This window comes from Sphingomonas sanxanigenens DSM 19645 = NX02 (assembly GCF_000512205.2).
Lineage (GTDB): Bacteria > Pseudomonadota > Alphaproteobacteria > Sphingomonadales > Sphingomonadaceae > Sphingomonas_D > Sphingomonas_D sanxanigenens.
The window spans coordinates 408066-433609 of the sequence record NZ_CP006644.1; the positions used below are offsets into that span (position 1 = coordinate 408066).

Here is a 25544-nt window from a genome sequence, read left to right on the forward strand (position 1 = left end):
ACCAGTTGATTGGACCGGCTTCGCAGCCGACTGCATGAAAGCCGGAGCCGTCTGCGACGATGCCCTCTCCCCGAGAGGGGATGTTGGCGGTGAGTATCAGCAGTCTGAGCGGGGCAGGGGGGCGACAGAGGTCTTGCGTCGATGGGACCGTCGCTTGCCTGTCGGCAGCAGGATTGAGGCTTCGCCCCCGCGTGCGTGCAGATATCATGCCTGCTCACGCGATTACGCGCCATTCCGTTGTATGACATCGCGGTAGAGCTCGACTACTTGGCCAAAGGAAGCTGGATTTTGGCGGCCGACGAACCGGATGTTTGCGCCGAGCGTGATGCTCATGATCACTGATCGTAAGAATTCCACTTCGCGCGCATCGCCTTCTCCTGAGCAATATACATAGCGCTTGAAAGTGCCAGCAGCTTTCACATCGATCCTGAATTGGCGGCCGCGATCGTTCGACTGACTTCGATTCGGATTGCCGCAGGAAGCTGCTGTACATCGAGATTGAGAAACCCCTGAATGATGAGATCCCGGGCTGCGTCCTCGCTCATGCCGCTCGCCATCAGGTAGGAAAGCTTGCTCTGGTCGATCATACCGATGGAGGCCTCGTGCGACAATTGCGCCTGGGCATTGCGGGCTCGCAACGCAGGTACCGACAGAATCTCGCCATCGTCGGTGAGCTTCAGTCCGTTGCAGCCGAGGAAACCCCGAGTGTTGCGCCCTTCGCCAACGAGGGTTGTGCGATTGGAGATGGTGCCGCCGCCTGTCACCATGCGTGTGATGCTCTCCGAGCGAGCGCCGACGCCCTTGAGGTGTATCTCGCTCTCCATCACGCGCTCGGTGCCGTCCGGCGCAAAGATAACAGACTGGTCGTTCGCGACACCGCCGTCTTCGATGACCGTGCGGCTCTGCGAGAAATGATGCTTGAGCGGAGCCACCTGGATGTTGTTTTCGATGATGCGCGCGTCCTTGCCGACGTGCGTGCGTGCGTAACTATGGACCTCCATCGCCGATCCCCAGTGCTCGATGGATACGGAGCGGCATGTCGCGCCCTCCCGGAGGTAGGTCTCGGAGATCGAGAGATGGTGTCCGGCATGAACCGACGCCGGGACCGCGGATCCCGAGATCATTTCCACTTCGGCGCCTTCCTCGACGACCGTGATGTTGTGATGGAACTGCCGGCCCTGCGGCGTTTCGAGCAGCGTGAAGACCTGCACGGGTAGCTGTACTTTGGCGCCCTTGCGGATACGGATGAAGTGACCGACCGGGGCGTGGCGGCTTTCGGCAGCCTGGGCGACGTGTTCGTTCTCGGCAGGATCGATCAGGTTGAACATGAGATCCTGTACCCAGTCGTAGCGCGCGAGCGCATCACTCAGCGGGAGGATCTCGACGTCGGGATCATTTACCGTGATATGGCGAACCTCCTGGTTCACCAGCACGCAAGTCGCGCTGTGCTCGCCTTCGATGCTATAGCCGACGGGCGTCAGCTGCTGCTTTTCTTCCGGAGAGATATCGGCGTCGAGTGGAGTGGCCATGAAAAATTCCTTCCTTCAGATCACTTGCTGAACATCTGCGTCGGCCGGCGGCAACGAGTAGCCGTGCGCCTTGATGTGGCGGAACAGAGTGCGCGGATCTCCGGCGCCGACGATCCGGCCGTCGATCATCAGATGGCCGACATCGGCTTGGACATAGTCGAGAATGAAGCCGGTGTGCGTGATCACAAGCGCGGTGCGATGCGGATCGGCGGGTGTATCGGCGCCGAGCAACCTTTCGATGGCTTTGCCGACGGCCGCGATATGTTCAAGGTCCACCCCGCTCTCCGGTTCGTCGAAAAGGCACAGATCGGGACGCTTGAGGAAAAGCTTCAGGATCTCCCACCGTTTGATCTCGCCGCCCGAGAAGCGACATTGACATCGCGTTCGGCAAAACTCCCAAAATCGAGCGCCGAGGCTTCCGCTTCCAGCAGCGCGGTGGACCCGATCGCTGCCGTGAAGGCCTCGACCGTAACGCCGTCCAAAGCCGGCGGACGCTGGAACGACATGCCGAGGCCCATCTGCGCTCGCTGATCCACGGGGAGCAGATCGACACGCTGACCCTTGAACCAGATCTCTCCCGCCGTGACCCGATAGGGCGAAAGACCCATGATCGTCGCGAGAAGCGACGATTTGCCCGATCCGTTCGGGCCGAACAGCACATGCGTCTCGCCGGTCGGGATCGTGAGATTCACGCCGTGCAGGACAGGCAGGCCGTCCGCTGACACATGCAGATTGCGGATGTCCAAAAGGATATCGGTCAAACGTAAATCTCCTTTGCTCCCCAAGCTCCCACGTCGATGCCTCCCGGAATATCTGTAAGGATACGTAGTTCGGGGTGGCGCAAACGATGCGCATTATAGGGCGCACGCAATCATTTGGTTCGGGTCGAAATGAACTACCCTGTGGACAGGCGCCGGCTAAAATCATAGCGTGCGCCGGCCTTTCCGATCTTGATCGTGAGGAAAAGGTCGCAAATGGCGCGTTGAACATAGGCTCTCGGCTTCGGTCGGGCGGCCTGCGAAATAGAAGACCTTCGGGGAATACGCAGGGCGCGTTTTCCTATGTTTGCGCGCGATCAACCGTCCCGGCTGGCGGGGCGGCAGCGGGAGTGCGTCATGTCTCTGTCCTCTTCGATGCGATACGCGGGATGGTTCGCCGCCCATCCAGAGCGCCGCCGTTCTGCGCGAGCAACCGTGTGGCTTTGGCTATCGTCTTCCGACATTGGATTATCAACCGGGCTACTTGTGGGTCGTTGGTGAACTCATGGTGGCCGGTAGTGAGACACAGGTGAAGCGCTCCCAGGCGTTGGCGTCGATCCTCACGGTAACCACAGTCCTGATCGCAATCGTTGCTCGCTACACGCTTAAACCCTGGCTCGTTGCCGGCGAGCCGTATTTCCTCTTCTGCGTGGCCGTGTTGTTCGCTGCTATCGCCGGGGGCGCGCGCCAGGCGCTGCTCGCTGCGATCCTGTCGGTTGTCGCTGCAACGGTGCTCGAACTGGCCGAACCGTCCACCATGTTCGATACGATCAGCGTTGTAACAGCCCTGGTGCTGGCCGGCGGCATCATATTGTTCGCCGCGGGCAATGCGCCCTGGCAGCGGCGTTCACGCCAGGAGAATGAGCGAGTCGCGGCCCGTCTGCGTGAGGGAGCGGCCGCTGCCGAAGAATTGAATCTGTTGATAGACGGCGCGGAGGGTTATGCGATCTACATGCTGGATCCCGGGGGCCGGGTCACGATCTGGAACGAGGGTGCCGAGAGGCTGAAAGGCTGGAGCGAGGCAGAGATCGTCGGCAAGGATTGCTCGATTTTCTATCCCCTCGACGCAGTGGAGGCAGGCAAGCCAAGCGCAGATCTTGCGCGCGCACGGGAGCTGGGCAAATTCGAGGAAGAGGACTGGCGGGTCCGCAAGGACGGTTCGGAGTTCCTGGCGCACGTCTCGATTACTGCGCTGCACAACGAGGATGGCACGCTTCGCGGGTTCGGCAAGGTCGTGCGCGACGCCACCCAGCAGCGGGCTGCGGAAAGGGCGCTGCAAGCAAATGCCAGCCACCTGCGCTCCATCCTGGCAACGGTCCCCGATGCGATGGTCGTTATCGATGAGCAGGGCAGCATCCTTTCCTTCAGCACTGCCGCCGAAAAGCTTTTTGGCTATGCGGAAACCGAGGTTGTCGGATCGAATGTCAGCCGGCTCATGCCGTCGCCAGATAGAGAGCGGCATGACGGCTATCTCGAACGCTATCTTGTCAGCGGCGAACGCAGGATAATCGGTATTGGCCGCATGGTTCTGGCCAGTCGGCGTGATGGCTCGACCTTTCCCATGGAGCTCTCGGTGGGTGAGGCGACCAGCGACAAGCAGCGCGTGTTCACTGGCTTCATACGCGATCTTTCCGAGCGACACGAGACGGAGGAACGTCTTGAGGAGTTGCAATCCAAACTCATCCATGTCGCCCGCGTCAGCGCGATGGGTACGATGGCGTCGACCCTGGCACATGAACTCAACCAGCCGATCACGGCGGTTGCGAACTATGTGGAGGCTGTGCGGGATTTGCTGGCCGAGGGCAATCCCGACGATCTGCCGATGATCACCGAGGCGCTGAATGATGCAGCAGGCGAAGCGATCCGCGCGGGACATATCGTTAGGCGGCTGCGTGATTTTGTCGCACGCGGCGAAGTCGAGAAGACGGTTGAGAACCTGCCTGACCTGATCGCGGAGGCGGCAGCGCTCGGATTGATCGGTGCGAAGGAGAAGGGCGTTCGGTCCCATTTCGATTTCGACGCTGGCGCAGCGCTGGTACTGGTCGACAAGGTGCAGATACAGCAGGTTCTGATCAACCTCGTCCGCAACGCGGTCGAGGCGATGGCAAACTCGCCTGAGCGCGAGATATGGGTCTGCACGCGGAAGGAAGAAGACGGGATGGTCCGCGTCACGGTGGCGGACACGGGCCCGGGTGTCGCTGAGCATGTTGCACAGCAGTTGTTCACCGCCTTCGTGACCACGAAGAGCGAAGGTATGGGCCTTGGGCTGTCGATCTGCCGGACGATCGTCGAGGCCAATGGGGGACGAATTTTTCTTGAGCCGCGCAAGGGGGGCGGATCGCAGTTTCATTTCACGCTCGTCGGAGCGGACGCGGAGAATATGAATGACGGATAGACGGATGATCCACATAGTCGATGATGAGGAGGCGATCCGGCGCTCGGCGGGGTTCATGCTCAAGACGTCGGGATATACGGTCGCCACCTATCCGTCCGGCACCGCATTTCTGCGTGAGGTTCGCCATGTCGAGCCAGGCTGCATCCTCCTTGATGTCCGGATGCCGGACATGGACGGGCTCGAGGTGCAGAAGGTTTTGATCGAGCGCGGCGTCGCGATGCCGGTCATCATCCTCACCGGCCATGGCGACATTTCTATCGCTGTGCGTGCCATGAAGGCTGGAGCGGTCGAATTTATCGAGAAGCCGTTCGAAAAGGCGACGCTGATCGAGGCGATTTCCGCCGGCTTCGAGCGGCTCGACGGTTTGGGCAGGCGTGCTGAACGCGGTGCGGAAGCGGCCCTGCTGATTGCCGGGTTGACGAGCAGGGAGCAGGATGTGCTCAAAGGACTTGCCGATGGGCTGCCGAACAAGACGATCGCCTTCGACCTTGGCATATCGCCGCGGACAGTTGAGGTGCATCGGGCGAACCTCATGGCGAAGCTGAATGTGAAGAGCCTGTCCGAAGCACTGCGCATCGCCTTTGCGGCCAATCTTGGCGATAGAAACGCCTAGGACCAATACGTAATGACGCAACGGGCACCTGTGCGTCATCTGACCGATCCGGCATGGCTACAGCCGGCGTGTCAGGATTATCATGAACGCACATCTTCCAACTCTCGATGCTACCCGGCCATTCATTATGCTCGTCGAGGACGACTCGGCTGTCCGTCGTTCTGCTCAGCTCCTTCTTCACGCAAAAGGTTACGGTGTTCGATCCTATGCCTCGAGCAAGGCGCTGCTTGCCGATCCGATTGCCTTGGGAGCTGCATGCCTCGTCACCGACTATCTGATGCCGGAAATTGACGGGCTTGGCGTTCTGCGGGCGCTACGGAGTCATGGCTGGAAGGGACCGGCAGTGCTCGTTTCCGCCTATCATTCGGCTCGTCTGGTTGAACTGGCAACACGGGAAGGATTTGCCAGCGTCATCGAAAAGCCGCTGCGTGAGCATCGCCTCGCGGACACTGTTTCCCGGCTCGTTGCGGAAAGCAGGGGACCATCGGGCGGATCTGGGGGATAGGCAGAGCAAGCGCTCGTTATTGTCCCCGCTGTCGAAGATCGCGAGACGGAGCAAGGGGAGCGGATGCGCCATCGCACTGGTATTCGATCGAGGGACGGTGATGAACACGGAAGAGTCTGTTTCGCTCACATTTCATGGCGCTGGGCGCACAGTGACCGGTTCGTGTATGGAAGTCGCTCATGGTAAGCGTCGCCTTCTGATCGACTGTGGGTTGTTTCAGGGTTCACGTAGCCTGGAAGGGCTGAACCATCGTGCGTTTGCGTTCAGGCCGAGCGAAATCGACGCCGTGATCGTGACGCATGCTCACATGGACCACTGTGGGTTACTGCCCAAACTCGTTGCGTCGGGTTACGCCGGCAAGGTCTGGTGTACTGCGCCGACACGTGATTTGCTCGCGTTCATGCTGCCCGATGCGGGCAGGATCCAGGAGAACGATACGGCGCGGCGTAATCGGCGGCAGGATCGCGCTGGCGAGGAGCCGTTCGAACCCATCTTTACGGAGCACGACGGGACACAGGCGGCACGCCACGCTTGTGCGGTGCCACTGGAGACCTGGTTCGAGCCGGTGCCGGGCATTCGGGCTCGCCTATGGAATGCAGGACATATCCTCGGTTCTGCTTCGGTCGAACTGGTTGTCGGCGGACAGCGTTTGCTATTCTCGGGGGATCTTGGCCCCGAGCACAAGGCGTTCCATCCAGATCCGGCCGCTCCCTCTGGCTTCGACCATATTGTTTGCGAGAGCACCTATGGCGACCAGACGCGGAAGCAATACACCATCCGCCAACGCCGTACCTTGCTCCAAGGGGAGATCAGGGAGGCCATCGCGGCGGGCGGGAACCTCGTCATTCCGGTATTCGCGCTCGAGCGAACGCAGGAGTTGCTCCTCGATATTGCCAGCCTGATCAACGCGGGCAGGCTGCCTCGCGTACCGGTTTACATCGATTCGCCCTTGGCTGGGCGAGCGACAGAGGTGTTCGGACGCCATGCTGACGCGCTCGAAGACATGGGGAAGGGCAGGATCTTCGATCATCCTGCGTTTCACTATGTCGAAACTTCGACGGATTCGATCGCGCTCAACGCTGCGTCGGGGGCGATTATCCTGGCTGCGTCCGGGATGTGCGAGGGTGGCCGCATCCGGCATCACCTCTGGCATAATCTGGCGCGTGCGGACTCGACGATTCTCTTCGTAGGATTTCAGGCCGCCGGAACGCTGGGACGCACCATCCTCGATGGTGCAAAGCGCGTGCGCATGTCGGGCCGCACGATCGTCGTCCAGGCCCGGATCCGGCAGATCGAAAGCTACACCGGGCACGCTGATCGCGATGGCCTTATCGGATGGATTGAGGACCGGCATCCTATCACGGGAAGCCTTTTTCTCACACATGGCGAAGCCCGAACCATCGAATTGCTGGGCGCCGAACTGGCTGCGCGCGGTGCGGCAAGAGCGGTCATGTCCCCTGCCATTGGCGATTGCTACCATCTTGCTCGCGCTGGCGCGGCTACCCTCATCGATGGAACCCATGACGAAGCCAACGAGGCAATCGGCCTAGACTGGCGAAACATGTGCGCGGGTCTCCTCGCCAATCTCAAGGAGGAACTCAAAGCGCTTCCGACGAACGCCGCGCGATCAGCCGCGCTGCGCGGCATGATGGACGCCCTGGCTCGACCGGCGGACTGAAAGAGGGCTTGGCTTGGACATCACCGGAAGCTTGGGACGATCGACTATGGGTTTGTCGCACCGGTGATCAGGAGAGGGACGTTAAGGGGAAGGGCGCGCGCAAGCCGAATCGGAAAAAGCCTCGATCCTGCGGGTGGGGCTCAATGGCCGGCGCAGCATCCCGCTGGTGCGCGCTGCGGATGATATGCTCAAAGAGGGAGCATATTTCCCGCCCGCTTGCCCGTCGAGCTGAAGAGACTTGCCGGGCGAGAATGCGAAGTGGTGGCTCCAATTGGGCAGCGCCTTGTCGAGCCTCGTAGGGGCAAGGCCTGATTTCATCCGGGCAACTGCTGCCACCACTGTGCGGTGGAGAGACTCTGCGATCCTATCCAGGGGGCGGGCACGTGCATCAGGGCACCAGCGGCCATCTCGAGATTCGCTCCTCCAGAGTGATCCGCTAGTGCAGATGCAGCAGGGAAATCGCACTACGTAGATGTCCTCTCGCAAGGAGGACGGCTCGTATCCGGTGCCCCGGACCTTAGTAACTTCCCGGATATTTCCACTTCGGGCGCAGCGCTAGCAACGTCGGCGAAACTACCATTGGGAGGCTATGATGACGGATCGCAGACGTGCCGCGGTTGCCGGTCGGATCGAACAGAGTCGTATAAGGCTGCAGGTCGGTCTAGGTCTCTTCCTGAGCATATTGCTCGTTCAAGGCGTCGTCTCGATGACGCTGCCTGGCAAGCAGGGGACAGAGGTCGCCAACGTGCAAGACCGCTTTGCCGTGGCCGAGTTGTCGGCCCGTTGAGCCAAGCCAACCGCATCGCAAATCCCGCGCTCGCCAAGAAGGTGACGCCCGCCGAGGCCGCTGCGGCGCTCATCGGGCACAACTGTTGCTACGAGCGGCCTTTCCGGGTTCCGGCTATTCATAGGGCGCAGGCTTAATAAATCGGGCAAAAGCTAGTCCCTAACCGGACCTGTCAGGTCTGAACCTTGCAACGCGCCAGAAATAAAATGCCAGCAGGCAGGCCATTATGATGCTGCTGGCCGGTCCCAGATAGCGATCCACCGCGTCAAAGCGTTCGCCGAGCGCATATCCCGCCAGGCCCAATGCACAGGTCCATAGCCCGGAACCGAGAATTGTCAGCGGGATGAAGCGAACGAGCGGAATCTCGAATATGCCGGCCGGGATCGAAATCAGCGTTCGCAACCCGGGGATGACGTGGGCGCTAGGGACGGCCCAGTTTCGATGCCGGCAGAACCAGTCTTCGAGACGGCTGATATCGTTCCCATCCAGGGTGAGCCAACGTCCATGTCGATCGGCCCAACGTCGGAGCCGTTCTTCGTTCACGATGCGAGCGACGCTATACCAGAATAGCGCACCTGCGACCGTGCCGGTCATTCCCGACAGCAAAACGCCAACGAGGCTGAGCTTTCCCTGGGCGGCGCTGTAGCCAGCCAAAGGCATGATAAGCTCCGACGGGATCGGCGGGAAGAGATTCTCGAGGAACATGAGCAAGCCTATGCCCAGATAGCCCATGGATTCGACGAGATCGGAGATCCAGTTCGTCACGATCGATGGCTGCCAAAACGCATTGTATTATGAATCCTCAGTCCTGTGCCGGCAGGCCGGCAAGCAATGCCAGGCCAAGCGCGAACGAGACGATCACCGCCGCGGAATCCAGACCCATTCTGAAAATCGTCCGGTCCCGATGTTCCAGGAGACCGACCATGAAGATACCGATGAGCACGGCGCCGAGCAGCGCCGAGAGGGTTTCGAATGGACCAAGCATATTCACCACCGGCTCGCCATCAAAGATCCAGTCACCAACCGGAAGCAGGGACAGATTGATGAAGTTGGTGCCGAGGATCTGGCCGAACGCCATTTCGGGCCGACCCAGCTTCAGCGCGGCGATCACGGTTACCAGTTCAGGCAGCGAGGTCGCTGTGCCAATCAGCGCAAATCCGACGATCGCGCTGGTCAGCCCGGCCTGCTGCGCGATCGCGTCTCCGGTCTGGGATAGCGCGTAGCCCGCGGCAAACAACAGCGCGCCATGGAAGGCAACGCGCGCCCACAGAATAGCGAGCGGGGCGGTGGACACCTCCTCTTTCCCCCTCTTTTCGGGGGCCCCTTCCTCCTTGAGCGCCCAGCTGGTGCGCTCGTCATGTCCGGCGGCCAGCCACAGAAAGGCAAGGCAGAGAATGCCGATAGTCAGGCCGCCGATGCCCAAAGGCCCCACAGCCATGTCGCCAAGAACGATAAGGCCGGCGATCGCGATCAGGATGATCATGCAGAGAGCGGCCATCATCATGGTCGATGGCTGGACAACGATCGATGTCACCGCCTTGCGGCCGACCAGGCCATCGGCAATCGCCAGCAGCAAAATGTTGATGGCGGCCGAGCCGAGAAGGTTGTTGACCGCGAGAGAGGGGTTGCCGATGCTCGAGGCGGTCGCGACGTTGGCCAGTTCGGGAAGAGAGGTGATGCCGCCGAGCAGAAGCATGCCGACAAAGACATGTTCGAGCCGTGTCCTCGCTGCGATCGCATCGAGCGCGCGGGTCAGCCGCCCGCCCGACACCCAGATCACCGCCCCTGCTGCGGCGAAGATCAGGACATTGACCCATATCGGGTAATCGGCGGCGTTTGAAAGCGGCATGGTAGGCAAACTGCCGCCTCCTCACGGCGTTCCCGCTTCGACGTTCTGCGCATGTCGCTTCGGGACGACTTTGCATCCCTGGTGCGGCGTCCGACCGCGAGACGGCGGGATAACATCTGCATCGCGGCGCGCCGAGATCGGTCAAGTTGTCGGGTACACGCCGGCACCGGCGCTGCGGTATCCACCGTGCGTTGGTGTGCGTTTCGCAACGCTTGGGGATTACGGACCGCGCCTGCCTCATGCCTCGACCTGGAAACTTCCGCGGCTGGAACGGTTACTACTCGTGGACAGGGAATGATTTTCCCCAGATGGCCGCCCGGGCCATCCGTTACACCCACCGCTTTGGGGATGCCGATGACCGACAAACCCGTTGTTCTGATCACCGGCGCTGCCGGGAATATCGGCCGTTCATTGGCCGGTGCGCTGCAGGATCGCTATCGGGTGGTCGGCCTCGACGTGACGAAGGGCGACACGAACTATCCCGTTATCGAAGTGGACCTGACCGACGAGAAAAGCGTCGTCGAGGCGCTCGAGCGGATCGGAACCGAGCACGGTCGCCAAATCGCCAGCGTCGTTCACCTAGCCGCCTTCTTCGACTTCAGCGGCGAGGACAAACCACAATATAAGTCCGTCAACGTCGAGGGCAGCCGCAATCTCATCCGCGGCCTGCAGCGCTTCAAGGTCGAACAGTTCGTCTATTCAGGCACGATGCTGGTGCATGAACCGTGCTCTCCAGGTGAGCGGATCGACGAGAGCCGCCCCATCGCGCCGGGCTGGGCCTATCCCCGTTCCAAGGCCGAAGCCGAGCAGGCGATCAGTGCTGCGCGGGGCGGCATACCGGTTGTCTTCCTGCACCTCGCCGGCGTCTACGACGAACGCACGTCCGTTCCGACCTTCGCCAACCAGGTCGCCCGGATCTATGAACGCGATTTCCAAAGCCATCTTTATTCCGGCGATACCGATGCCGGGCAGGCGATGATCCATCGCGAGGACATGATCGACGCCTTCGTCCGTACGATCGACCGTCGTGACCAGCTTGCCGGTGAGACCGTCATCCTGGTCGGCGAACCCGATGCGATCGGCTACGACGACCTGCAGGACCGCCTGGGTGCGCTCATCCATGGCAAGGACGAGTGGGCCACGCTGCGCGTGCCGTCCGCCGTCGCGGGAATCGGAGCGTGGGTTCAGGACAAAGCCGAGCCGGTTATCCCGGACGCGATCGACCAGGGCACGCGTCCGTTCATCCAGCCGTTCATGACAAGGATGGCGAGCGACCATTATGCGCTCGATATCAGCCGCGCTCGTGCGCTCCTCGGATGGGAACCCAGGCACCGCCTCGAAGACGAACTGCCCGCCATCGTCGCCGCGCTGAAGAACGACCCTGCCGCCTGGTACGAGGGCAACCGCATTCCGCCGCCCGCATTCGTCACCGAGGCCGAAGCGATCGGCGAGGACCCCGAGGCGTTGCGCGTGCGCCACGACGAGTGGCGCCGCAAGGCGCACGGCGACACGCGATGGGCGCATTTCGTCAATATCGCGCTCGGATGCTGGATCCTGGTCCAACCTGTGATCGTCGAAGTCGAGGAGCCGGCGCTTTTCTGGTCGGAGATCATATTCGGGACGGCGCTGATCGTCTTTTCCACCCTGTCCCTGTCCTGGCGCATGGCCTGGGCGCGCTGGGCATCCGCCGCGGTTGCCGCCGGCATCATGGCGATCCCCTTCCTGTTCTGGACGGCCAATCCGGCCGCATTCCTGTCCGACACGCTGGTCGGGGCGTTCGCTTTCGGCCTCGCGGTCGGCACGCGCCCCGAACCCGGAACCTCGATGGTCGCGGCGATGACCGGGCCGGATATCCCTCCGGGCTGGAGCTACAACCCTTCCGCCTGGACGCAACGGTTGCCGATCATCGTCCTTGCGCTGATCGGACTACTGGTCGCACGTTATCTGACGGCCTATCAGCTTGGTCATATCGAGAGCGTCTGGGAACCGTTCTTCCCCGGTCTTCCGGACGAACCGGAGAAAAACGGCACCGAGGCGGTGATCACCTCTTCGGTATCCGAAGCGTTTCCGATCCCCGACGCGGCGCTCGGCGGATACACCTATGCGCTCGAGATCGTTACCGGCATCGTCGGCGCTCGCGCGCGCTGGCGCACCATGCCATGGCTGGTATTCCTGTTCGGGCTTATGATCGCGCCGCTCGGTATTGTCTCGATCCTGTTCGTGATCATCCAGCCCATCGTCATCGGAACCTGGGCGACGCTGACATTGATCGGCGCTGCCGCCATGCTGATCCAGATCCCCTATTCGCTCGATGAGCTGCTTGCGACCGTCCAGTTCGTGCGGAGACGGACACGCGCCGGACGTCCGTGGCTGCGGGTCTTCCTGTTCGGCGACACCGACAGCGGCCAGCGCAAGCCACGGACCGATGAGTTCGAACGGGGCCCTGCCGAGGTGCTTCGCGAGATGTGGGCGGGCGGCGTCAATCTTCCCTGGAATCTCGCGCTCGCCGCCTTGCTGGCAACATCGCTCTTGTTCACGCGGCTGACGTTCGGGGCGGACGGGACGATGGCCCACTCGGATCACCTTGTCGGCTTTCTCGCGTTGACGGTGATCTCCCTGGCTGCCGCGGAAGTGGCGCGGCCGGTGCGCTACTGTCTCATTCCGCTTGGCGCATCAACGATGGTGACGCCGTTCCTGTTCGGCGCCGACGCCACGCACAGCGTCGCAAGCATCGTGGTCGGGGCTTTGCTCATCGCGCTCAGTTTACGGCGCGGCGAGATCAGGGAGCGCTATGGAAGCTGGGATCGCTGCATTGTCTGACCGGCGCGCACCTGGGCATCGTCAGCCTTGCTTTTGGCGAGCGCGCCGGCCCGCTTTCGGCTTGGGCTCGGTCACGGATCTGGGCGGCTTCCCTTGCTCTGCGGGCGGGCAGATCATCTCATTCTCCACCTCGCGATTCTGGGGTCTTTTCTTGAGGTCGCTCATTTCCATCTCCTGAAATGACGTTGACCGATCGCCAGAGGCGCCCATGCGCCCCTGGCCTCTCTTGCGGCTTCGGTCAGGACCGCTTGTCCGAAAGAGGTTCGCCGCCGTCCTCCTCTTCAAGTAGCACTGCGGCATCCCCCGCCGCCGACAGACGGACCTGGTTGCCTTCGACCGCAGCGACGAGACCGCCTGACAAATAATGGTGGTGATCGCTATGGGAGCCGCTGTCGGCCTTCGTCATCTTGATGCGATCCCCTTCCACCTTGTCGACCGTGCCGATGTGGACGCCGTCGGCACCGATGATTTCCATATGCTCCTTGATCTCACTCAGATCGGCCATGTCCGTTCTCCTGTCGCTCGGATGTCGGTTTACGATGAACGTGCGAGCCATCGGTTCGGCCACCATGGGCGCAACACTTCGGCGCAGAAATGGCTCTTGCCGTTTGGTCTCCTTGCACAATGGGACAGGCTGTAGCGGGATCGAATGCCTGCGGCTGCTGTTGATTGTCATATCGATCGCAGCCCGAGGTCAAAGTGCCGATCACGACGAACCCGGAATGGCAGCAAATGGCGCTCTATGCCGGCGGCGCCGCTCTATTGCTGATCCTGCTGTTCAAACTTCCCTATGTCGGCCGGCTCCTGCGGTCGCTTTTCTCCTTCGCATTGTTCGCCTTGTGCCTTTTGCTGCTCTTCCAGCAGGCCCCCTTCGATCCCAATCTCGCGCGCCTGACAGCCAGGCTCGGGCTCGACAGCCAGGACGTCGTCGGCGGTGGAGTGCGCATCCGCATGTCTCGCGATGGCCATTTCTGGGCGCAGGTATCAATCAACGGCCTCGAACGGCGCATGCTGGTAGATAGCGGCGCGACGATCACCGCCCTCTCGCAGCCCACCGCGGAACTGGCCTCGGTGCCGCACGGCGTCGGACTGTTGCCGGTGATCCTGCGGACGGCGAATGGCGCAGTGCAGGCTGAGACCGGCACCGTCGATCGGCTTAGCCTCGGCAGCATCGAGGCGCGAAACCTGAAGGTCGTGATCTCGCCGGCGCTCGGCAATGCGGACGTGCTTGGCATGAAGTTTCTGTCTCAGCTGGCATCCTGGCGGGTCGAGAACCGTGTGCTGGTCCTCGTGCCTAAGAAACCAGTTGAAACAGCCTTCCACAAAAGAGGATGATCGATATTGCTTGGCGCCGCCGGCTGATCTCGCAGCACCGTTCGTCCTCATAGCGGCGACTGTTCGCTGAAATGGTGAAGGGTGGAGCGACTCCCAAGCGCGATGGGCGCCGACCAGCGCCCCGGATCTGTGCCGACGGCGCCAAAGCCGGAGAACTCCCTCCAGCTGCCGTTGCGATGTTCGATTACGTCCCCGCCGGCCGCGCGTACGAGCGCCAGACCTCCCGCCACATCCCAGATGTTCGGACGCTCGAACCACGCCATCTCCAGGATTCCCGCTGCGACAAAGGCGCACTCGATGGCAGCGGACCCAGTCTTCCGCCCGTCCCAACCATGAATCGCACCGGCGCGGGCATAGGGCTCGCCGCCAAGCCGCCGCCGGATCGCGGGGTTGAGCGCGCTGTCGAGCGGTGTGCCGTTGAAGCGAAGAGGCCCTCCTGCCGCTGCGTGATAGACGCCAGGTTCCAGAGCATGGCTTGCGCTGCACCAGACCGCGCCGACGATTGGCTGGCCGCGATAGAGCACGCCCACCGAGGAGGCAAAGAGAGGGAAGCTGTTGATGAAGTTGGCGGTGCCGTCGATCGGATCGACGGCCCACAGAAAATCGTGACCAGGGCTTGGCCGGTGATCGATTTCCTCGCCAACGATGTCGTGTGTCGGAAAGGCTTCACCCAGGCGGTCGCGAATGAGCGCCTCTACACGGCCGTCAATCTCCGAGACCGGGTCCTTGAGGTGCATCGGGTTCTCTTCCGTCCCCTTATACTTGATCCGCAACAGGTTGCCCAGCGCAGCGCGGATTTCAGCGCCACCCAATTGCGCCAGTTCGACCGCAACGCTTTCGATGCGGGATAGCAATTCCGGCTCGGGCTGAGGAAAGCGATCCTGTGTCACACGAATACCTTGGGCTTAAGAATCTTCACCGCGGGCACACGGATGCGAATGTCGACGGTTCCCGACAAATCTTCGTTCGGCGAGCGATCATCTAGACGAAACGGGCGCTCCTTGACGGCCATGAGGATCCTCGCCGCCTGCCTTGTCGGGATCGGACAAGGCTGGTCATCGGGCGTCACCGCCCAATGGAGGAGGCTGTCACGCTGATCCGGAGTGACGATCACAACGTCGAGTATACCGTCGCCAGGCAAGGCGTTTCGGGCAAGCGCAAGGCGGGAGCCAGCGTAGCCGATATTCATCACCTCGACCATCAGACACTCGCCTTCCCACGACCATTCGTCCGCGTCGATGGCACAGTGGAAGGGATTGGCCTTGGCGAGCGCAGCTCGAAACGCCGCTCGGCCATTGGCCTGCTTCTCCGCAGTTGAGGACGGTTCCTCCTCCGCCTTGTCGACAGCGTCGGTCAGCACGCCCGACCCCAATGCTTCGACGAACCGCTTGCAACCCCAGGGCCCATCAGCCTCGCATCGATCCAGCCATGTCCACTGGTCCATCGACCACCGTCCCGGCAAATCGCGCCAGGGTCCATCAACGCCCAGGGCATGGGCGATGTTGTTGGAACCGCCCAACGGAAGGATCGCGATCGGGCAATCGGCATTCTCAAACGCAGAGACGACATCGGCAACCGTGCCGTCACCACCCGCAGCGATGATGAAATCGACAGGGGCTTGCAGCGCGACCGCCAGATCTTCGTCGCCGTGAGCGCAATAGATCGTTTTGATGCCCGCTGCCTCCAGCACCGCTTCGATCGCCTCTCGCGGATCGGGATCAGTGCCGGCATTGTCGTTATGGACGAGAAGCGCGCGCATGAGGTTCCTGCAGGCGGAGACGAGTACAAGTCCGGAAAGCCAGATGCCCCGATTTCGTTCCGGATACCTCTAGCGATCAACCAGAGCAGTGAACCCTGTGCCGCCATCGGTCCGCTTGGAGCGGGGCCTCGTGCACTTTGCTGTCCGGCGAAACTTCATCCAGGGCTGCTCGTTTATCGGGAATGTCGACAATGAATGAGAGCAGTTGATGGCCACCTCTTTCGATATTTCTGATAAGGAGGGCGCCTCGCGTAACCGTAACGGCGGGGGACTCCAAGTCTCCATTCGCGAATTTCTACGCCGCCCCAATCTTGTCGGATCGGCCTTCCCTGCATCGCGCTATTTGGTCAAAGCGTTGTTGGAACCGGTCGACTGGATGAATGCGCGCGTCGTTGTAGAATTTGGGCCGGGCACCGGACCTCTCTCCCGAGCCCTCCTTCAAAGGATGCCGCGAGACAGCCGGTTGGTAGCCATCGATGTCAGCCGGCGATTTACCCGCCATCTGCGCCGAACCATCGATGATTCTCGCTTGCTGGCGGTTCCCGCGCCCGCCGCGTCCGCCGACCTCATCCTGGAAAAGCATGGGCTTGGATCCGCCGATCTCATCGTCACCGGCATTCCATTTTCGACAATGTCCGCCGAGGAGGGCGCTCGCACTCTCGATATAAGTGCGCGGATTCTTCAGAGACAAGGGGCACTCCTCGCCTATCAGATGCGCTCGACGATAGCTCCACTGCTCGCCGAGCGTTTCGGAGGCGTTGAAACATCCTATGTTTGGCGGAATATTCCGCCCTGCCACGTTTATCGCGCGGAACGCCCTCGCAAGGCTTGAATCCTATGATTTAAGGGAAAGCAGTTGCGAAAACAGCAGGGGCGCGCGTGTTTCATTGCCATCGACCCGTATCCAGCTATCAGCGGCTACTACCGACGACAGGATATGGGACCGCTGATCGCCCTCGAGCTCGATACCCAGAGCACCATAGTCATCATGGTGGGCACGACCCCGCAAGAATAATGTTGTTCCGGGACGGCGCGGTATTCGGGTTTTGATCGGGATGCCGGCTTCGATCGGAACGCGAAGCATTTCGCGCAGCAAAGCGCCAAAGAAGAAGCGGAATCCCACGGCGGCGGCGACAGGATTTCCCGGCAGGCCCAAAAATGGCCTGTTATCCGCTAGCGTCGCGAACAATATTGGTTTGCCGGGACGCATGGAGACGCCGTTGAAATGGATGGTCGCACCGAGTTTTTCGAGCGTGCCGGGGATCAGGTCATAGTCGCCAGCAGACACACCACCTGTCGAAATGAGGATATCCGCATCCCCGTCGATCAGGCCCTTTTCAAGTTGATCCGCCTCATCGGCCGCATGGTGACAAGAATGGTACGGCAATCCAATTTCACGCAATGCTGCCATTAGCATGGGCCCGTTACTGTCGGGAATGCGCGCAGGATGATCCAGTGACGCCGCATCGGCCGCCAGTTCTGAACCAGTGCAGACGAGCCGCACCCGCGGCCAACGCCGGACCTCCACCTCGGACACTCCCGCCGCCACCATCAACCCGATACCGGCGGGTGAGAGCAGCTTGCCCCGCGCCACCAATGGGGCTCCGGCAAGCACATCTTCGCCCTGCAGGCGGATATTGCTTCCCGCGGGCACCGGCATGGTAAGCGATAGCCGGCGGCCGCCACCAACCATGGTGCTGACAGTCTCTTCCTTGATCAAGACTGAGTCCGCTCCGTTCGGAACGGGCGCGCCAGTCGCGATGCGTGCCGCCTCACCCGCGCGCAGACCTTCCGCAGCTACGCCTGCCGCTCCGTATCGCTCGACAACCAGCATATGAACAGGATCCTCTGCCGAAGCTCTTAAGGTGAAATCGCTAGCCAGCGCGAACCCGTCCATGGCCGATGCGCGGAATCTGGGGACTGGCAGTTGAGCCAGTGGAGGCGTAGCAACGACCCGGCCGGAAGCAACGAACACCGGCACCATTTCTGTGGTAAGTTCGGGCGCGTTATCGCGCAGTATCCGCAAAGCCGTATCGACGTCGGGTTTTGCTCTAACCATGAGACCCCAGCGCCATCAAGTCCGTCGTTCGATTGATGTTGGGAAGTTGCTCTCCCTCTAGCAGTCTGGCGGAGTCAGCGGCGATCAAGCCGGTCCATTCCCGCATGGAGCCGCGAATGTTGCCGGCTAAATGACGATCGAGCGTCGCAGCGAGCGCGCTCGGCCAAATTCCGATCACAGGATGCTCCTGAAGATAGGTCGGTTCATCGCACGCTTTCAAGCGCCGCAAAAGGCTGTCCGGCAGGGTCGGGACATCGCATGGGACGCTCAAAACCCGATCGAGGCCGTGACACGTAGCGTAAGCCATGGCAGCATTAAGCCCACCCAGAGGACCGCGGCCCGGTTCGGGAATATCGGGTGCCGTTATCTCCTCGTTCCATTCCCGGCCGCATATGAGTATCGTATCGACGTGCGGCCGGAGCGTGCCAATCACATGGTCGATCAATGAATGGTTTTTCCACGCCGCCAAAGCCTTGTCGCTGCCAAACCGCCGTGATTGACCACCCGCCAGCACGGCTCCCAGCAGGGTCATCGGGCAAGAAGCGCCGCGTCCGGGCGGACCAGTGAAATCAGCGGTAGCCCAGCCTCGGCGGCTCGAGCAATGGCAAGGTCCGTCGGCGCAGAGATGGTGGCCAGTAACGGACAATTGGCAAGTGCCGCCTTTTCCACCAACTCATAGGAACAGCGCGAACTGAGCAGTGCGAATCCTCCGGACCAATCCATCTGCCTGCGCGCCATGGCGCCGATGAGTTTGTCGAACGCATTGTGCCGACCGACGTCTTCGCACACCAACCTGATCGTGCCTTCATGATCGCAAAGTGCGGCCGCGTGGACCGCCCCGGTGAGATGGTTCAACGGCTGGAGATCGCGCAAGCTGGCGATAGCGGTGAAAACCGCCCGGTGCGAACCGGCGAAGCTGTTATGAACTTTCGGCAACGGACGCATTGCTTGCTCGAGATTTTCAATCCCGCACAAACCACACGAGCTTTCCGATGCACGGTGCCTGACACGATCATGCACGCGGCTTGCCAAATGCGCGGACAAGGTGACGCGTATGATCCATCCGATGGCGCTGTGATAGACATAGATGTCGATGATGTCCCTAGCATTGTCCGCCAATCGCTCGCTAAGGGCAAAACCGGTGGCGAGCTCTTCGAGTTCGGCCGGTGTCGCCATCAAAACTGCGTAGCCGATGCCGTTGACTTCAATGGCAACGGGGCTCTCCACAGCGATAGGGCGATCGCTCGGGGCGCCTTCGTCCGACGGGAACAACCGCTCGAACCTCTGACAGATCGAAACGGAACTGGAGAGGTCGTCCCCCACGTCAGGAACATAAGGTAATGATGGCAGTCGGTCCCTCATTCCAGGGATGCGCCTCTGCTTGTAGAGGAACGACGACGAATATTCTTTTTCCGTACATAAAATGGCCGCCCCAAATAAAGCGCGAATGGTTGCATTCGTTCCAGAGGGTTGGTCACAGGCAGGCGGATACCAAAGCAATGGGTGCACCGGTGATGATTGTGCCGGCGAAACCAGCATATGCCGACGCGACAGCCAGGCGCCTTTCGAAACCAACCAGCGCTTTCCAGGTCCACCAGATCGTCCCGATGCCGGCGCCCAGGGCCAGGAACCAGACTGTTCCCAGCACCCAAATGAACAGGTTCGCTTTGCCTGGCCACATGCTGTTCCAGCCACTGGCGCATCCCAGACCGTGGAGGGCATAGAGAAGCGAAAACCCCGCCGCCCAGACGATCAGTCCGGCGCTGGCCCGTGCCAGAAGCTTCACTGCGCCACTCCCGGGCCAAAGAGGCAGGCAAGTACGACCAGCGTCGCCATACCGGCAAAATCGCCAAACAGCCGCGCTAGCGACAGTTCCAGCACCCGAGCGGGAGAGACGTATCGAGCGGCGATCCGCGCGCGGCCGAACGCGGCGCACAGACCGGCGAGAGCGGCATGGAGCGCGCCATAGGCCAGCAACACCCAGGTAATTGCCGCATAGGCATGGCTGGCAGGAGTCGGCAGCGACGTGATCCCGATCGCGATCATTCCCACGAGCGCGGGTATCTGAGCAATCGCTGCAAGCAAAGCCGCCCCGGAAGCCGAAGACAGTTCATCCGTACTCGCCTTACGTTCTGCTCTGCGTGCCAGCAGCAGGCCAGCCATGGCCGCGAGTGCCGTCACGATCCCGATAGCGTGCCCATCGTTGATAATCTGCGGCGGCGGCCAGCCTGGGGCGACGACCCAGAGAAAAGCGTAGCCAAAGAGCAGTGATGCCAACAGAACCCCATCGGCGACCAGAAGGAAGATACTGCCCCACCAGCCCGGCGCTCCGGCCGCCTCGCGGTGGATCGGCGCGGTCTTTCCGCATCCGATCGAGACCACGCCGACATCCTCGCGCGCGCCCAGCTTCCATGCCCAGCACCAGCCCAGAGCGACGACCCCGGCAAAAGGTACGAGCGTGAGCCAGTAATATCCAAACAGCACGGACAGGAAAAAGCCGCCCGTCACGGCTGCGGTAACGATGGGAAGGCGGGTGTTGCCCGGCAGAATCACGACATGGTCGATCGCCCCGCTAACAGAGTCGACCGCCATGGTCTCACGCCAGCCGTGCCGCGCCTCGGCCAGATAGCCCTCTCCGCGCGCCAGATGAAGCGCGAGCCCCGGATCGATGACGAGCGGCTCGCGGTCGGTGACGTGCGGTTGACTGGCGATGTTATAGGTCGGTGCCGGGATAGGCATTGCCCATTCCAGCGTGCCGGCGCGCCATGGATTGCGCCGGGAGCGGCGGGAGAGGAAAATCTGCAAGCCGACGTCCAGCGCAAACAGCGCGAAACCGAAAGCCATGATGAAGCTGCCGACCGACGACAGCAGGTTGAGCGCGGTCCAGCCCATCTCCGCCGGATAGGTATAGATGCGGCGCGGCATGCCGAGCAGCCCGGTCAGGTGCATCATGAAGAACGTCAGATTGAAACCGATCAGGATCAGCCAGAATGCGGCCTCGCCGAGGCGCGGGACGCGCGACCGGCCGGTGAAATGTGGCAGCCAGTAATAGGCGCCCGCCAGCATCGGAAAAATGAACCCGCCCACCAGGACATAATGCAGATGCGCGACGACGAAATGGCTGTCATGGGCCTGCGCATCGAAGGGGACCATCGCCAGCATCACGCCGGTCAGCCCACCGAGCACGAACACGAGGAAGAAGCCGACGAGGTAGAGCATCGGCAGCTTGAGTTCCGGCCGGCCGTTCCACAACGTCCCGATCCAGGCGAAGATCTGCAACGCGGTCGGCACCGCAACCAGCGCGGAGGCGGCCGAGAAAAATCCCAGCGCCAAGTGCGGAATGCCGGTGGTGAACATGTGATGCACCCACAGCCCGAAGCTGAGAAACGCGAGCGCCAGCAGCGCGGCGACGATCCAGCCATAGCCAAGGATGCCGGTGCGGGCCATGACGGGGAGCACGGTGGAAACCACCCCGGCGGCCGGCAGAAAGATGATGTACACCTCTGGATGTCCGAACAGCCAGAAGAGATGCTGCCACAAGAGCGGGCTTCCCCCCCGGGATGGATCGAAGAACGGCCAGCCGAACGCCCGCTCCACCTCCAGCAGGATCGATCCCAGGATCAGCGGCGGAAAGGCGACGATCATCATCAGCGCGGTGATGAGCAGATACCAGGCGAACAGCGGCATCGTGTCCAGCCGCATGCCCGGCGCGCGGATTTTGAGGATCGAGACGCTGATCTCGATCGCCGCGGCTATGGCCGAAATCTCTACGAAGGTGATGCCGAGCAGCCAGACATCGGCGTTGATCCCGGGTGTATAGGCTTTCGACGACAGCGGCGTGTACATGAACCAGCCGCCGTCAGGTGCCACACCGAGCGCCAGCGCCGCGATCAGGATCGTGCCGCCGAACAGATAGCACCACCAGCCATAGGCGGAGAGCCGGGGAAATGCCATGTCGCGGCTGCCGAGCATCTTGGGTAGCAGATAGAGCGCCAGCCCCTCGAACATGGGGATCGCAAACAGGAACATCATGATGCTGCCGTGCATCGTGAAAAGCTGATTGTAGACAGCAGGACCGACAAAGGCGCTGTCCGGCGTGGCCAGCTGCGCCCGGATCAGCATCGCGAGCACGCCGCCGATCGCGAAGAAGGCAAAGGCAGCCAGGATGAAGCGCTTGCCGATGTCCGAATGGTTGACCGATACCAGCGTCCCGCGCCAACCCTTGGGCGCGCGCCAGATCGCGGTAAGCGCCAGATGACGACGCAGCGCGGTCATTGGCCAGCGCCTTGCCGGAAAGCTGCCCAGCCTGCGGCGTCATGCGCGATGACGCGGAAGCGGTGACTCGCGTGATCGAGTCCGCAGAACTCGGCGCATTGTCCCTCATACAGTCCCGGCCTGTCGGCCACGATCCGCAGCACGTTCACCTGGCCGGGGATGGCATCCATCTTGCCACCGAGGCGTGGCACCCAGAAGCTGTGGATCACGTCGGCAGAGACCAGATGGACATCTACGGGCCGGCCGACGGGAATGTGGAGCGTCCCGCGTGTGAGGATCGGCGTGCTCGCGCCGGGTTGGCGGAATGTCCATTGCCATTGCTGTCCCGTCGCATGGACGACGACGAGGTCGGGTGCGGCACGGGGCAAAGAGCGGTTGCCGAGCACGAGCGCATAACCGAGAAGCGCCGCAAGGACGGCGCCGGGCATGGCCACCCCCAGCCAGCCAAGCCAGATCGCGTCACCGCCCTTCCCGCCAGGCCCGCGCCGGCGGAACGACAGCGCCAACAGCGCCAACACCAGGATCGTGAGGGCGGCAGCACCCGCCAGCATCACCCACCACAAGGTGGCGACACCGGATGCGCCCGGCCCGTGCGCATCGAGCGTGGACATTGGCGAAGCGCAGCCGCCCACGATCAGGGCTGGCCCTATCCGGCAAAGCCGGTGCATGATGCGCCAATGGTCTTGAACAACGATGATGCCGCCGATCCCCTTGAAACGGATGGCCCACTTGTCGATCCGATCGCGGATCAGCCGCATTTCCATCGCACCGAATCGAAGATCGCGGTGGCCGGACACCCGATCCACGCCATGCTCGTGGCCTTTCCCGTGGCGCTGGCGATTAGCACCCTCGGGGCCGACGGCTTCTACTGGTGGACCGGCGACCTGTTCTGGGCGCGGGCGGCGCTGTGGGCTGGCGGCATGGCCTTTCTGCTCGGCGTACTTGCCGGGATATCCGGTACCGTAGAGTTGCTGCTCGTCTCCGGTATCCGCGCGCGGGCTGCAAGCTGGACCCATTTCGTCATCGCCGTCATGCTGCTCTCCGTGCTTGGGGCGAATTGGGGCTATCGCCTGACGACTGGCTTTGAGGAAGCGGTGCTGCCCTGGGGGCTGCTGCTGTCGGCCTTTGCGGCAGCCTTCACCGCGATCACCGGTTGGCATGGCGGCAAGCTGGTGTTCGACTATCAATTAGGCACCTCGTCCACCGGCAAGGGCTGATCCTGCGGCTGGAGAAGCCATTCGGGAACTAGCTGCTCGTCAATCAGCGGTTTGCCCAGTACCAGCAACAGAATGACGATCGCCGATAGCGCCGCTGCGATAAGGGGGGTGAACGGCCAACCGCGTGGCGGATCATAGCTGCCCTGGCGTTCCCCGGCGAGCAGGGTGACGTGCCCGATCCACGCATGAAGCAGGACGAGCGCTCCCACGCCGACCAGCTTCGCGAACATCCACGGCACGAATACGCCGCGCATGAAGAGAAGCGCAGTGCCCGCCGCGATCGCGAAGACGGCCGCCGGCGTTACAAGTCCGATATAGGCATGGTGCGTCAGTATCCGCAGCCGACCATATTCCTCCTGATCGTGACTGGCATCATGGCGTGCCAGCAGCAGCGGTAGACCCACTAGCCCCGCGGACCAGATGCACAGGGCCGCAAGGTGCAGGAATTTTACCGCGGTAATCATGACGTCGCTGCGATGGAGGCCCAGCCGCGCTTGGCTATGATCGCCAGAACGAGCGCATAGGGGATGACGCCGGGCACCCACATGATGAGACCGGCCAGTTGCTGGTCGGTCAGCGGTGACATGCCCCACGCCAGCGTCGTTCCGGCATGGGTAGCGTAAAGCGCGGTCGGCGCGAAAGTGAGCAGTGCGCCCAGCATTCCCATCTGGGCCATCGCAGTGATCGTCATGAGACTGGAGGAAACGGACGGAGCCGCGAACAGACAGCGCCAGAACCAGATGGCGGAGACAAGCAGGCTCAACTGCATGACCCAGTAGACCAATGTGTCCATCAACGCCCGATCGTACAGAGCCGGGAGGTGCCACAGCCACAACAAGGCGGTAGCCGAAACGAATGCGCAACCCAGCGCGCCGGATCGGCGGGCAGGAAAGGCCAGCGCGATAAGAGGAGCGGCCACCGCGACGATCAGGATATGATGCAGTGCCCGGGCTGAGAATAGCGCCACGCTTATGGCGCACAATGGCGACACGAACACTATCGCCAAAACGGCCACGCCGGCCAGTGCGGGCCTAGGCCGGGCTGTGCGTCCGATCAGTACGATTGCCATCGCCAGGCCGGCGAGCAGCACCGGGTCCGTGTTCCAGGCATTCATCGCTTCGGCGGGAAGGGGCGCAGGGCCGCAATAGCTGGTCACTTGCATGCCCCCATCGCTTGAATCACCCGGCTTCGCTCAGAGCGTCATGACCATAGGCGAGCCCAAGAGCCAGTATGGCGCCACCCACGATATTTCCCGCCGTGCTGATGGCCAGATTGGCCACACCACCCGCAATGGCGACTGCGGACCCTGCTTCGGCAAGCCAGCCGAGGGGGAGGATCGACATATTGGCGACCGAATGCTCAAGCCCGGCCGCGACAAAGACCGTCACCGGGCCGACGATCGCGAGGATCTTGGCCGGAATCGTCTGCGCGCCCATCGCCATCCATACCGCCAGGCAAACGAGGATGTTGGCGAGGATGGCTGACGAGAATACGCTGGCCGCTGGCTTCGCTAGCTTGGATTGAACAAGTGCGATCGCAGCATCGCCCACGCCATCTGTCAGCCCTCCTGCAGCGGCAAATAGCAGTGCGATCATACCACTGCCTATCAGATTACCGGTCCAGACGACTGCCCACGCCTTGGCGAGCCGGCCGAATCCAAGATCACCGGTAATGGCCGGAAGCACCTGCATGGTGTTGCCGGTAAACAGCTCTGCTCCAACGATCATGACCATGATCAGGCCAACGGAAAACGCCGCCCCTGAAGCAATGTTCACCAAACCGGTATCAGCCATGGCCGCTTGCGATACGAGCGCGGCGATTGAACCCATCGCGATGAACGCACCAGCGAAGATAGCGAGGATCATCAGGCGCGAAACGGCCTGCTGAGCCTTGGTCGCCAGGGTGGAGGACGCCGCCTGAGCGATCGCCTTGCCGACAGGATCTTCGAAGGATTGCTCCGCCAAG

28 protein-coding genes are annotated in these 25544 nt (G+C 62.0%); 9 read left to right on the top strand and 19 right to left on the bottom strand.

Going from position 1 to position 25544, the window contains the following annotated elements:
- Positions 1–416 precede the first annotated feature (416 nt).
- The 3 genes from NX02_RS01825 to NX02_RS33460 all read right to left on the bottom strand — a co-directional run bounded on the left by NX02_RS01825 (position 417) and on the right by NX02_RS33460 (position 2290).
- The gene (locus tag NX02_RS01825) at positions 417–1529 is read right to left on the bottom strand and encodes a SufD family Fe-S cluster assembly protein (RefSeq protein ID WP_025290516.1); all 1113 of its coding nucleotides are present in this window, start codon (positions 1527–1529) and stop codon (positions 417–419) included.
- Positions 1530–1544: 15 nt separating this feature from the next.
- Entirely contained in the window at positions 1545–1760 is a 216-nt protein-coding gene (locus NX02_RS33455) for a P-loop NTPase family protein (RefSeq protein WP_245648737.1), read from the bottom strand.
- Positions 1761–1858: 98 nt separating this feature from the next.
- Positions 1859–2290, bottom strand: a complete 432-nt coding sequence (locus NX02_RS33460; RefSeq protein ID WP_245648738.1) for an ATP-binding cassette domain-containing protein — start codon at positions 2288–2290, stop codon at positions 1859–1861.
- Between the two features lie 502 nt (positions 2291–2792).
- On the opposite strand from NX02_RS33460, the gene NX02_RS01835 reads away from it, so the two are divergent.
- From NX02_RS01835 to NX02_RS01845, 4 genes are all read left to right on the top strand, one after another.
- Positions 2793–4682 (top strand): PAS domain S-box protein, encoded by a 1890-nt coding sequence (locus NX02_RS01835; protein WP_025290517.1) that lies wholly within the window; start codon positions 2793–2795, stop codon positions 4680–4682.
- A complete protein-coding gene (locus NX02_RS01840) occupies positions 4672–5295 on the top strand; it encodes a response regulator transcription factor (RefSeq protein ID WP_025290518.1) in 624 nt (207 codons plus the stop codon). The genes NX02_RS01835 and NX02_RS01840 overlap by 11 nt, the downstream gene beginning before the upstream one ends.
- A gap of 82 nt (positions 5296–5377) precedes the next feature.
- Entirely contained in the window at positions 5378–5800 is a 423-nt protein-coding gene (locus NX02_RS31155; protein WP_084717582.1) for a response regulator, read from the top strand.
- A 100-nt stretch (positions 5801–5900) separates the two neighbouring features.
- Complete coding sequence (locus NX02_RS01845; protein ID WP_025290520.1) at positions 5901–7478, top strand: MBL fold metallo-hydrolase; 1578 nt, start codon at positions 5901–5903, stop codon at positions 7476–7478.
- 81 nt (positions 7479–7559) lie between these two features.
- On the opposite strand, the gene NX02_RS34055 is transcribed toward NX02_RS01845, so the two are convergent.
- Positions 7560–7943, bottom strand: a complete 384-nt coding sequence (locus NX02_RS34055) for a poly-beta-hydroxybutyrate polymerase N-terminal domain-containing protein (RefSeq protein WP_425424053.1) — start codon at positions 7941–7943, stop codon at positions 7560–7562.
- Positions 7944–8067: 124 nt separating this feature from the next.
- On the opposite strand from NX02_RS34055, the gene NX02_RS01850 reads away from it, so the two are divergent.
- The gene (locus tag NX02_RS01850) at positions 8068–8265 is read left to right on the top strand and encodes a hypothetical protein (RefSeq protein ID WP_025290521.1); all 198 of its coding nucleotides are present in this window, start codon (positions 8068–8070) and stop codon (positions 8263–8265) included.
- Positions 8266–8424: 159 nt separating this feature from the next.
- Here the strand turns inward: NX02_RS01850 and NX02_RS01855 are convergent, their stop codons facing one another.
- Positions 8425–9030 (bottom strand): DedA family protein, encoded by a 606-nt coding sequence (locus NX02_RS01855; protein WP_025290522.1) that lies wholly within the window; start codon positions 9028–9030, stop codon positions 8425–8427.
- 37 nt (positions 9031–9067) lie between these two features.
- The gene (locus tag NX02_RS01860; RefSeq protein ID WP_025290523.1) at positions 9068–10114 is read right to left on the bottom strand and encodes a sodium:calcium antiporter; all 1047 of its coding nucleotides are present in this window, start codon (positions 10112–10114) and stop codon (positions 9068–9070) included.
- A gap of 51 nt (positions 10115–10165) precedes the next feature.
- On the opposite strand from NX02_RS01860, the gene NX02_RS01865 reads away from it, so the two are divergent.
- Positions 10166–12934, top strand: a complete 2769-nt coding sequence (locus NX02_RS01865) for an NAD-dependent epimerase/dehydratase family protein (RefSeq protein ID WP_245648739.1) — start codon at positions 10166–10168, stop codon at positions 12932–12934.
- A gap of 21 nt (positions 12935–12955) precedes the next feature.
- Here the strand turns inward: NX02_RS01865 and NX02_RS32040 are convergent, their stop codons facing one another.
- Together NX02_RS32040 and NX02_RS01870 are read right to left on the bottom strand one after the other, a co-directional pair.
- The gene (locus tag NX02_RS32040; protein WP_158013863.1) at positions 12956–13099 is read right to left on the bottom strand and encodes a hypothetical protein; all 144 of its coding nucleotides are present in this window, start codon (positions 13097–13099) and stop codon (positions 12956–12958) included.
- Between the two features lie 73 nt (positions 13100–13172).
- Positions 13173–13439, bottom strand: a complete 267-nt coding sequence (locus NX02_RS01870; RefSeq protein ID WP_025290525.1) for a DUF2171 domain-containing protein — start codon at positions 13437–13439, stop codon at positions 13173–13175.
- Between the two features lie 194 nt (positions 13440–13633).
- Here NX02_RS01870 and NX02_RS01875 point away from each other — a divergent pair, with 194 nt between their 5' ends.
- Positions 13634–14269: a retropepsin-like aspartic protease family protein gene (locus NX02_RS01875; protein ID WP_025290526.1), complete on the top strand. Its 636-nt coding sequence runs from the start codon at positions 13634–13636 to the stop codon at positions 14267–14269.
- A 47-nt stretch (positions 14270–14316) separates the two neighbouring features.
- On the opposite strand, the gene NX02_RS01880 is transcribed toward NX02_RS01875, so the two are convergent.
- Positions 14317–15159 carry an inositol monophosphatase family protein gene (locus NX02_RS01880; RefSeq protein WP_211258269.1) on the bottom strand — a complete coding sequence of 281 codons (843 nt, stop codon included), beginning with the start codon at positions 15157–15159 and terminating at the stop codon, positions 14317–14319.
- Positions 15156–16028, bottom strand: coding sequence for a diacylglycerol/lipid kinase family protein (locus NX02_RS01885; protein WP_025290528.1), 873 nt, complete (start codon positions 16026–16028; stop codon positions 15156–15158). The genes NX02_RS01880 and NX02_RS01885 overlap by 4 nt, the downstream gene beginning before the upstream one ends.
- Positions 16029–16236: 208 nt before the next feature.
- Here NX02_RS01885 and NX02_RS31160 point away from each other — a divergent pair, with 208 nt between their 5' ends.
- Positions 16237–16860: a class I SAM-dependent methyltransferase gene (locus NX02_RS31160; protein ID WP_084717583.1), complete on the top strand. Its 624-nt coding sequence runs from the start codon at positions 16237–16239 to the stop codon at positions 16858–16860.
- A gap of 3 nt (positions 16861–16863) precedes the next feature.
- On the opposite strand, the gene NX02_RS31165 is transcribed toward NX02_RS31160, so the two are convergent.
- The 6 genes from NX02_RS31165 to NX02_RS01915 all read right to left on the bottom strand — a co-directional run bounded on the left by NX02_RS31165 (position 16864) and on the right by NX02_RS01915 (position 22973).
- Positions 16864–18087, bottom strand: a complete 1224-nt coding sequence (locus tag NX02_RS31165) for a molybdopterin molybdotransferase MoeA (protein WP_084717584.1) — start codon at positions 18085–18087, stop codon at positions 16864–16866.
- Positions 18080–18619, bottom strand: coding sequence for a molybdenum cofactor guanylyltransferase (locus NX02_RS31170; protein WP_084717585.1), 540 nt, complete (start codon positions 18617–18619; stop codon positions 18080–18082). The genes NX02_RS31165 and NX02_RS31170 overlap by 8 nt, the downstream gene beginning before the upstream one ends.
- Complete coding sequence (fdhD, locus tag NX02_RS01900; protein WP_053000571.1) at positions 18616–19449, bottom strand: formate dehydrogenase accessory sulfurtransferase FdhD; 834 nt, start codon at positions 19447–19449, stop codon at positions 18616–18618. Before fdhD ends, NX02_RS31170 begins: the two co-directional genes overlap by 4 nt.
- A 112-nt stretch (positions 19450–19561) precedes the next feature.
- On the bottom strand, positions 19562–19873 hold the full coding sequence (locus NX02_RS01905) for a hypothetical protein (protein ID WP_025290532.1): 312 nt from the start codon (positions 19871–19873) through the stop codon (positions 19562–19564).
- Positions 19870–22362 (bottom strand): cytochrome c oxidase subunit I, encoded by a 2493-nt coding sequence (ctaD, locus tag NX02_RS01910; protein WP_025290533.1) that lies wholly within the window; start codon positions 22360–22362, stop codon positions 19870–19872. Before ctaD ends, NX02_RS01905 begins: the two co-directional genes overlap by 4 nt.
- Positions 22359–22973 (bottom strand): cytochrome c oxidase subunit II, encoded by a 615-nt coding sequence (locus tag NX02_RS01915; RefSeq protein WP_025290534.1) that lies wholly within the window; start codon positions 22971–22973, stop codon positions 22359–22361. The genes ctaD and NX02_RS01915 overlap by 4 nt, the downstream gene beginning before the upstream one ends.
- Here NX02_RS01915 and NX02_RS01920 point away from each other — a divergent pair.
- Entirely contained in the window at positions 22953–23579 is a 627-nt protein-coding gene (locus NX02_RS01920; protein ID WP_245648740.1) for a DUF2231 domain-containing protein, read from the top strand. The two genes, NX02_RS01915 and NX02_RS01920, sit on opposite strands and share 21 nt — an antisense overlap.
- On the opposite strand, the gene NX02_RS01925 is transcribed toward NX02_RS01920, so the two are convergent.
- The 3 genes from NX02_RS01925 to NX02_RS01935 are packed head-to-tail and all read right to left on the bottom strand — an operon-like array spanning position 23546 to position 25543.
- Positions 23546–24043 carry a CopD family protein gene (locus NX02_RS01925; RefSeq protein WP_039996351.1) on the bottom strand — a complete coding sequence of 166 codons (498 nt, stop codon included), beginning with the start codon at positions 24041–24043 and terminating at the stop codon, positions 23546–23548. The genes NX02_RS01920 and NX02_RS01925 overlap by 34 nt on opposite strands.
- Positions 24040–24741, bottom strand: coding sequence for a cytochrome c oxidase assembly protein (locus NX02_RS01930; RefSeq protein WP_025290537.1), 702 nt, complete (start codon positions 24739–24741; stop codon positions 24040–24042). Before NX02_RS01930 ends, NX02_RS01925 begins: the two co-directional genes overlap by 4 nt.
- Positions 24742–24757: 16 nt before the next feature.
- Positions 24758–25543: a formate/nitrite transporter family protein gene (locus NX02_RS01935; RefSeq protein ID WP_245648741.1), complete on the bottom strand. Its 786-nt coding sequence runs from the start codon at positions 25541–25543 to the stop codon at positions 24758–24760.
- Between the last annotated feature and the right edge of the window lies 1 nt (position 25544).

Excerpts from the sequence above, each read along its gene's own strand:
- NX02_RS01825 (WP_025290516.1), bottom strand. The coding sequence starts at position 1,529 with ATGGCCACTCCACTCGACGCCGATATCTCTCCGGAAGAAAAGCAGCAG.
- NX02_RS01835 (WP_025290517.1), top strand. The coding sequence starts at position 2,793 with ATGGTGGCCGGTAGTGAGACACAGGTGAAGCGCTCCCAGGCGTTGGCG.
- NX02_RS01840 (WP_025290518.1), top strand. The coding sequence starts at position 4,672 with ATGACGGATAGACGGATGATCCACATAGTCGATGATGAGGAGGCGATC.
- NX02_RS31155 (WP_084717582.1), top strand. The coding sequence starts at position 5,378 with ATGAACGCACATCTTCCAACTCTCGATGCTACCCGGCCATTCATTATG.
- NX02_RS01845 (WP_025290520.1), top strand. The coding sequence starts at position 5,901 with ATGAACACGGAAGAGTCTGTTTCGCTCACATTTCATGGCGCTGGGCGC.
- NX02_RS01850 (WP_025290521.1), top strand. The coding sequence starts at position 8,068 with ATGATGACGGATCGCAGACGTGCCGCGGTTGCCGGTCGGATCGAACAG.
- NX02_RS01860 (WP_025290523.1), bottom strand. The coding sequence starts at position 10,114 with ATGCCGCTTTCAAACGCCGCCGATTACCCGATATGGGTCAATGTCCTG.
- NX02_RS01865 (WP_245648739.1), top strand. The coding sequence starts at position 10,166 with ATGTCGCTTCGGGACGACTTTGCATCCCTGGTGCGGCGTCCGACCGCG.
- NX02_RS32040 (WP_158013863.1), bottom strand. The coding sequence starts at position 13,099 with ATGAGCGACCTCAAGAAAAGACCCCAGAATCGCGAGGTGGAGAATGAG.
- NX02_RS01870 (WP_025290525.1), bottom strand. The coding sequence starts at position 13,439 with ATGGCCGATCTGAGTGAGATCAAGGAGCATATGGAAATCATCGGTGCC.
- NX02_RS01885 (WP_025290528.1), bottom strand. The coding sequence starts at position 16,028 with ATGCGCGCGCTTCTCGTCCATAACGACAATGCCGGCACTGATCCCGAT.
- NX02_RS31160 (WP_084717583.1), top strand. The coding sequence starts at position 16,237 with ATGGCCACCTCTTTCGATATTTCTGATAAGGAGGGCGCCTCGCGTAAC.
- NX02_RS31165 (WP_084717584.1), bottom strand. The coding sequence starts at position 18,087 with ATGGTTAGAGCAAAACCCGACGTCGATACGGCTTTGCGGATACTGCGC.
- NX02_RS31170 (WP_084717585.1), bottom strand. The coding sequence starts at position 18,619 with ATGACCCTGCTGGGAGCCGTGCTGGCGGGTGGTCAATCACGGCGGTTT.
- fdhD (WP_053000571.1), bottom strand. The coding sequence starts at position 19,449 with ATGAGGGACCGACTGCCATCATTACCTTATGTTCCTGACGTGGGGGAC.
- ctaD (WP_025290533.1), bottom strand. The coding sequence starts at position 22,362 with ATGACCGCGCTGCGTCGTCATCTGGCGCTTACCGCGATCTGGCGCGCG.
- NX02_RS01915 (WP_025290534.1), bottom strand. The coding sequence starts at position 22,973 with ATGTCCACGCTCGATGCGCACGGGCCGGGCGCATCCGGTGTCGCCACC.
- NX02_RS01925 (WP_039996351.1), bottom strand. The coding sequence starts at position 24,043 with ATGATTACCGCGGTAAAATTCCTGCACCTTGCGGCCCTGTGCATCTGG.
- NX02_RS01930 (WP_025290537.1), bottom strand. The coding sequence starts at position 24,741 with ATGCAAGTGACCAGCTATTGCGGCCCTGCGCCCCTTCCCGCCGAAGCG.